The 4,634-nt window shown below is 72.5% G+C and carries 5 protein-coding genes; 4 read left to right on the plus strand and 1 reads right to left on the minus strand.

Features of this window, described 5'->3' with window-relative positions; genetic code table 11:
- Positions 1–95 (plus strand): hypothetical protein (locus ACIPXC_RS34875; protein WP_401626503.1); only part of this gene is annotated, 95 nt, incomplete at its 5' end.
- A 183-nt stretch (positions 96–278) separates the two neighbouring features.
- On the opposite strand, the gene ACIPXC_RS34880 is transcribed toward ACIPXC_RS34875, so the two are convergent.
- Positions 279–1,460 (minus strand): IS701 family transposase, encoded by a 1,182-nt coding sequence (locus ACIPXC_RS34880; protein WP_401626492.1) that lies wholly within the window; start codon positions 1,458–1,460, stop codon positions 279–281.
- 291 nt (positions 1,461–1,751) lie between these two features.
- Here ACIPXC_RS34880 and ACIPXC_RS34885 point away from each other — a divergent pair, with 291 nt between their 5' ends.
- The 3 genes from ACIPXC_RS34885 to ACIPXC_RS34895 all read left to right on the plus strand — a co-directional run bounded on the left by ACIPXC_RS34885 (position 1,752) and on the right by ACIPXC_RS34895 (position 4,475).
- Positions 1,752–2,354, plus strand: a complete 603-nt coding sequence (locus ACIPXC_RS34885) for a TetR family transcriptional regulator (RefSeq protein WP_401626495.1) — start codon at positions 1,752–1,754, stop codon at positions 2,352–2,354.
- Positions 2,355–2,411: 57 nt separating this feature from the next.
- Complete coding sequence (galU, locus tag ACIPXC_RS34890; RefSeq protein WP_401626498.1) at positions 2,412–3,320, plus strand: UTP--glucose-1-phosphate uridylyltransferase GalU; 909 nt, start codon at positions 2,412–2,414, stop codon at positions 3,318–3,320.
- A 195-nt stretch (positions 3,321–3,515) separates the two neighbouring features.
- Positions 3,516–4,475, plus strand: a complete 960-nt coding sequence (locus ACIPXC_RS34895; protein WP_401626500.1) for a ParB N-terminal domain-containing protein — start codon at positions 3,516–3,518, stop codon at positions 4,473–4,475.
- Positions 4,476–4,634: the final 159 nt, after the last annotated feature.

Below are 4,634 nucleotides of genomic sequence, written 5' to 3' on the forward strand. Positions count from 1 at the left end.
ACACGGAGCCGTTGCTGCGGCTGAACGTCGAGGCCCGTGACCCGGAAACCCTGGCCCGCATCCGCGACGAAGCCCTGTCCCTCATCCGCGCCTGACGCCTCCAGCGGGCCCGCGCCGTCCGGCACGGGCCCGCAATTTCAGCCCCGCCGGTGTTTGAGGCGCGGGTCCGGGCGGAGCCCGGTGCCCGGCGGAGCCGGGGTTCCCCTCAGCCGGGCCCCAGCGGTCCCAGCGCCCCGGCGCGGTTCGCCGGGGCGCGGCGAACCTCTACGGCCACGGCACTACCCGGCCCAGCGGTCCCAGCGTGCCCGCAGGACGGGCAGACCCTTGTAGGCGTACGCGGCCGACATCAAGGTCATGTGGTGGTGCCAGCCGGGGAAGGACCGCCCCTCGAAGTCCAGGAGGCCGAAGTCGTCCGCCAGGACACCGAGCGTGGCGGCGGCCCGGCCCGACTGCCGGACCAGCCGCAGCAGGTCGTCCATCCGGTGGCGGCTCATGTTGGTGAGCCAGACCGCCCCGCCCGCCCGTGCACCGGTCCGCGGACCCCCTTCGCCGAACAGGCGGTACGTCTGCTGCCCGCCCGGCACCCGGACCAGCGCCGAGTGGATCCGCAGCCGCTGCGGGCGCCCGGCCGGGCCCGCGAGCGGAGCCGCGTACGGATGGCTGGTGTTGCCGCGACGGGCGAGGTCGCCCGCGGTGGTGACATGCGCGGTGGACCGGGCCGGCTCGCCCGCGTGCGCCGGCCCGGCCCCGCTGACGGCGAGGGACGGCGGGACGGACACCAGGAAGTCGTGGCCGAGGCGGCCGAGCGTGCCGATCAGCGAGGCGGCGGAGTCGAGACGGCTGAGGTCGGCCACCACGGGGGCCCGCACCGACGAGGTGCGGGCGGCCGTCGAGTCGACGAGCCCCAGGACCAGGGACTCCGGGCTCTGGTGCGCGACGCCGGGGGAGATCCGGGCCCGGCGGCGCAGGTCCGGGTCGGCCGACCAGGACTCGGGAAGCACCAGCCGCCAGTCGACGGGTACGCTCACGCCGTCCAGGGACAGGAAGAGGCCGTAGCCGAACTGGCAGTTGACGATGCGTCCGGCGACCGGATCGAAGCGGCGGTGGACGCCGACCGAGTGCTCACCGCGCTTGGGGAAGCAGACCTGCCCGATCGTCCAGGCGTGTACCGGGTGGCGCTCCTCGACCCAGCGGAGCAGTTCGGCGCGGGCCGGCTCCCACTCCCACGGGCTCGCGTTGATGAACTGCTGCAGGGACTGGGACGCGGTGGGTGACGTGGTCACGGACGCGGCGAGCCTGCGGACGGTCTTCTTGCCCGGGGTGGTCAGCAGGCCCTGTAAGTAGACCCGGGCCCATCTGCGTTGGTCGGCCCTCGGTAAGTGGCCGAAGAGGCGTTCCGTGAACTCGTCCAGGGCGGTGCCGCCGGCGGCCACGGTTCTGGTCCCCAAGTGCGCCGTCATCTGTCGTCTCCCCTCCGGTGCGGACATCGGTCTGCGCCAAGACACTCAAGAGAATACAGAACGTTCGTTTTGTTTTCTAGCCGAAGTGTGGCGCCCCCGCCGCGACTTGGGCACGTTGGGGGTACGGCGTCGCCGCCCCCCGACGTGGGCGGCGCGGGACGGCGGGGCATGGTCGCTTCTTCGTCAAGTAGCCGTTGTGTGCGGTCGGCACCGGGGTGACGCTGGAGGTCGCCCCCGTGCCGGGCGCAGGGGCGAGTGAGGAACGAACCGGATGGCAGTGGTAGTGCAGTGGTGAAGCAAGAGCGCGGCGTGCGCACCCGTAATCATCTGATCTCGGTGGCCGCCGCCGAATTCGACCGCAATGGATACGAGGGGACATCGCTTTCCCGGCTGAGCAGGTCGGCCGGGATTTCGATCGGAGCCGTCACCTTTCATTTCTCGGCGAAGGGGGAGCTGGCCTCCGCCGTCGAGGATTCCGGCCGTGCGGCCACCCGGAGGGTGGTCGAGTGCGTGACGGCCCGCGGGGGACCGGCGCTGGACACCGTCTCCTCGCTCGTCCTGGCCCTCGGCGGGCTGATCGAGTCCGACGCGGCCGTGCGCGCCGCGGCGCGCCTCACCCAGGAACGCGTCGGCGCCGGCCCGGAGTGGTGCGGCTGCTGGCTCCCTGACGTGGCGGAGCTGCTGGAACAGGCGGCGGAGGAAGGGCAGCTCCATCCCGAGGTCGACCCGCGTCCGCTCACCCGGTTGACGGGCCATCTGGTCGGTGGCGTCGTCGCGCGGGCCCGCCGGGACCGGGACGACCGCCCCGGTGCGGTGGTGGGCGAGCTCGGCGAGCTGTGGTGCCTCATCCGGCGGCGCGTCGCGGCCCCGCCCGTGGCGGAATTGCCCAAGTAGGCGCGAAAGTACGGGAATTCTGGCCGACGGACCGAGGTGCCGTCTAGCGTCAGTGGCATGAATTCCACGCCTCCGCAGATAACCAAAGCAGTGATCCCCGCCGCGGGACTCGGTACCCGATTCCTCCCGCTGACGAAGGCCACCCCGAAGGAAATGCTCCCGGTGGTCGACAAGCCCGCCATCCAGTACGTGGTGGAAGAAGCGGTCGCGGCGGGGATGTCGGACATCCTCATGGTCACCGGACGCAACAAGCGTCCGCTCGAAGACCACTTCGACCGCAACTACGAACTGGAGGAGGCCCTCCAGCGCCGTGGTGATCAGGACAAACTCAACAGCGTCTGCGCCTCCACCGAGCTCGCGGACATCCACTACGTGCGCCAGCGGGACCCCAGGGGTCTCGGGCACGCCGTCCTGTGCGCGGCACCGCACGTCGGCCGGGAGCCCTTTGCGGTCCTCCTGGCGGACGACCTGATCGACCCCCGCGATCCCCTGCTGGCCCGGATGGCCGAGGTGCGCGCCCGGCTGGGCGGCAGCGTCGTGGCCCTCATGGAAGTGGATCCGGACGCCATTCACCTGTACGGATGCGCCGCCGTCGAGGGGGCTGCGGCCGGCGGCGACGGCGTGCGCATCACCGAGCTGGTGGAGAAGCCGGAACCCGGCACCGCCCCGAGCAACCTGGCGATCATCGGCCGTTACCTGCTCGACCCCGAGATCTTCGACGTGCTGCGGAGCACCAGCCCCGGCCGCGGCGGGGAGATCCAGCTCACGGACGCGCTGCGCACCCTGGTCCGCGCCGGCCGCCCGGTGCACGGGGTGGTCTTCTCCGGCCGGCGCTACGACACGGGTGACCGTGCCGAGTACCTGCGCGCGACGGTCCGGCTCGCGTGCGAGCGGGAGGACCTCGGCCCCGAGTTCCTGTCGTGGCTAAGGGAGTTCGTACGTGCGGAGGAGCTCGCCGCGGTGTGAGGCGCAGCCCGGTGGGCGACCGGGGAAGTTCCACGGTCGCCCACCTGACCGGCGGCTACTCCGCCAACTTGCCCAAATCTCAACGGGGTTCGGTTACCGAGTAGGTTACCGAACGGTAATTACGTAATTTCGTCTCCGGGCCCGGCGAACGGTGCGGCGCCCCAGGCATCGAGTGCACGAAGGGAGGTGAACTCCATGGACGACCGGAACGCACGACGCCCGGAGCAACCGTCCCCCCACGTCGCCGAGGTGCCGGTCGGCGCACTGCTCGCTGCGGATTCCCCCCGCAGCGTCCCCGTGGACGAGAGCCACGCACAGGCCCTCGCGAACTCCGGCCGGACGCTCCCGCCGTTGCTCGTGCACCGCTCCACGATGCGCGTCATCGACGGAACGCACCGCCTGCGGGCGGCCGTGCTGAGGGGCCGCGACACCGTCGGAGTGACGTACTTCGACGGCAGCCCCGAGGACGCGTTCGTCCTCTCGGTCGAGTCCAACATCAGCCACGGACTCCCGCTGACCCTGGCGGAACGTACCGCCGCGGCGTCCCGGATCCTGCGGTCCCACCCGGACTGGTCCGACCGTGGGATCGCCGGGCGGACCGGGCTCGCGGCCAAGACCGTCGGTGCGCTGCGCCGCCGGGAGGCTCCCGGGCACGACCCGCCGAGCCGTGTCGGCCGGGACGGCCGCGTCCGGCCGGCCGATCCGGCGCGCGGCAGGGAGGTCGCGGCGCGGCTCCTCGCGGGCCGTCCCACCGCCTCCCTGAGACAGATCGCGCGGGAGGCGGGCATCGCGCCCTCGACCGTGCGGGACGTGCGGCGCCGGATCGGGGAGGGCGTGGACCCCGTGCCGGCGGGACAGCGGCGCTCGGTCACCGCCCCCGCCCCGGTGACCGCCCGCGGCCGCGGGCAGCCACTGGCCGCACTGGTCACCGGCCTGTGCAAGGACCCCCTGCTCAGACTCAGCGAGGCGGGCCGGCTGCTGCTGCGCATGCTCGACCTCCAGGTGAGCGGGCTGCGCCAGCGGGATCGGATCGTCGCCGCGGTGCCCCCGTACCGCGCCGAGACCGCTGCCGCCGCCGCCGCGCAGTGCGCCCGCGACTGGCAGGAACTGTCGGAGGAGCTGGGCCGCCGAGCCTCGGCGGACCCCCGCGACTGAGCGGCCATCCCCCCATACCGGCCTTCCCTGCTGGAAGGCCTCCGTTCATGTGTGTTCGAAAGGAAGTCTGGCGATGTCGGTTGTTGAGGGTGCGCGGGTTGATTCGGGTGCGGGGGAGGTGCCGCCGGCCCGGTTGGACGGGCGTTTGAGGTTGGTTCT

The organism is Streptomyces sp. NPDC090021, assembly GCF_044748225.1.
GTDB lineage: Bacteria > Actinomycetota > Actinomycetes > Streptomycetales > Streptomycetaceae > Streptomyces.

Bases quoted from the DNA above. Each gene is read 5' to 3' on its own strand.
- ACIPXC_RS34880 (WP_401626492.1), bottom strand. From the start codon at position 1,460: ATGACGGCGCACTTGGGGACCAGAACCGTGGCCGCCGGCGGCACCGCC.
- galU (WP_401626498.1), top strand. From the start codon at position 2,412: ATGAATTCCACGCCTCCGCAGATAACCAAAGCAGTGATCCCCGCCGCG.
- ACIPXC_RS34895 (WP_401626500.1), top strand. From the start codon at position 3,516: ATGGACGACCGGAACGCACGACGCCCGGAGCAACCGTCCCCCCACGTC.